Below are 1,961 nucleotides of genomic sequence, written 5' to 3'. Positions count from 1 at the left end.
GAGCCACGCGATCTTCCGAATCGACCTGAGCGGATAACCCTGTTCCTGACAATGTACGAGGAAGCGCTTCCTGGATTCCACGCAGGGCGCGAGATTGTGGGCAGCAAGAACATGCGGACGCGTAAAGAGAGTCTCGAACATGATATTCCCCCATCATTGATCAGTGGAATATCAGTATCAGCCTGAAAATTATGTCGTCATGGAAACGTCAACGCGATAGACGATGCGGGGTTCTTGAGAACCACTGTGACATATTTTTTACCGCACCATACTCGTGATTATGGCCTCGAGGCCATAATCACGAGAACGGAAGTGTGGAATCCTCGCATCGGTATCTAAAGGATGCTGTCGACCAGGCGTTGATGCTTCGAGGCCATCGCGACTTCGCTGACCGGGCCGCCTACGATGAATTCGTACGTGAGGTGGTAATGCGTCGAAACCGGCGCAACGCCGCCGCGTTTCGCATCGAGCGCGAACAACTGCAGGATCTGCCTGAACGTCGCACCACTGACTTCGTCGAGGACGAAGCACTTGTGACCCGCTGCAGCACATTTACCGTGCGCGGCATCCTCTACAGTGCGCCATCGCGCCTGATCGGCCACCGGCTGAAGGTGCGGATCTATGGTGACCGGCTTGACTGCTACCTGTCTGGCGCACTGGTGCACAGCACGCCGCGAGGCTCCCGTGCCGCCGACAACCGCCACGCACTTGATTACCGCCACTTCATCGACTCGCTCAGGCGCAAACCTCAGGCGTTCAAGGGACTCGCGTTTCGTGACGCACTGTTTCCTCGCGAGGCTTACCGTCGAACCTGGGAGCGGCTGGAGGCACAACTGACGCAACGCCAGGCCTGCAAGATCATGGTTGGCCTGCTTGAACTCGCGGGCCTCCACGGCGTCGAGGCCGTACTCGCCGAACGGCTCGACACGTTGTTCGACGCAGACGAACTGCCCGACCTCAAGCAGTTGCGCGACGAATTTGCGCCACGTCAGACCTTGTGTCCCGAGGTGGTGGTTCACATGCCACCCGTCGCAGTCTATGACGCGTTGCTCGACAAGGTGGCGGCATGACCGCACCCGCCCATGACAACGGCCGCATGGCCCTGATGCTCAACGAGTTGCGGTTGCCAACAATCGGCAGGTTGTGGCCCGAGTTCGCCGAGCGTTCAGACAGGGAAGGCTGGCAGGCTGCGCGGCTGCTCAGCGCGCTGCTCGAGCACGAACTGGCCGAACGTGCCAAACGACGCATCGAGCGGCACCGGGCTGAGTCGCATCTGGATCCGACCAAAACGCTCGCCACCTTCGACTTCGGTATGGTGCCGATGGTCTCGAAAGCACATGTCACGGCGCTGGCAACCGGGGAGTCCTGGCTGGAGAAAGGCGCCACGATTCTCCTGTTCGGGCCGCCAGGCGCCGGCAAGAGTCATCTGGGATCGGCCATCGGACACGCGTTGATCGACGCCGGTTACCGGGTGCTGTTCACGCGCACGAGCGAACTCGTCCAGAAGTTACAGGCTGCGCGCCAAGGCCTGCAATTGCCGTCCGCACTTGCGAAGCTCGATCGCTTCGATCTCGTCATCCTTGATGACCTGTCGTACGCGCGCAAGGACCAGGCCGAAACCAGTGTGCTGTTCGAACTGATCGCCGAAAGGTATGAGCGCAAAAGCCTTCTGATATAAGTTATTTGGAATTGAATCTGTGCTACGGTAGGCCAGTTTTTAGTTGGCTGGTGCGCAGAACATATTGAAACAGATCACGCAGGGTTATCCACGGGGCCGCCGCCCGCTCTTCTGTAGCGAGAGGCGAGCGGCCCGGTGGATAACCCGTGCCGAAGGCGATGCCCGCTTACTTGCCCCGAGCTGAATCGTTGTGGTGGCGACTCAGCATCCCTCGCGAGAGGAGCAAATCATGGTTGCAGGCAACGCTGTCGTCGAACCGGTGTGGGAACGGTATCCACTGATC

Annotated in this window: 1 protein-coding gene and 2 pseudogenes; all 3 read left to right on the top strand. The window is 59.5% G+C overall.

The window, feature by feature from the left end; all coding sequences use genetic code 11:
- A partial coding sequence (locus GCT13_RS50435; RefSeq protein WP_227747409.1) for a hypothetical protein occupies window positions 1–186 on the top strand: 186 nt, incomplete at its 5' end.
- A gap of 101 nt (window positions 187–287) precedes the next feature.
- Window positions 288–1,070: pseudogene (locus GCT13_RS47510) on the top strand (Mu transposase domain-containing protein); the annotation flags it as partial.
- A pseudogene (locus GCT13_RS47505) lies at window positions 1,067–1,675 on the top strand (ATP-binding protein); the annotation flags it as partial. The pseudogenes GCT13_RS47510 and GCT13_RS47505, both read left to right, overlap by 4 nt.
- Between the last annotated feature and the right edge of the window lie 286 nt (window positions 1,676–1,961).

This window comes from Paraburkholderia franconis, assembly GCF_009362735.1.
Classification (GTDB): domain Bacteria; phylum Pseudomonadota; class Gammaproteobacteria; order Burkholderiales; family Burkholderiaceae; genus Paraburkholderia; species Paraburkholderia franconis.
The sequence above is the reverse complement of the archived record's forward strand: the minus strand, read 5'-3'. Positions and strand labels throughout refer to the sequence as shown.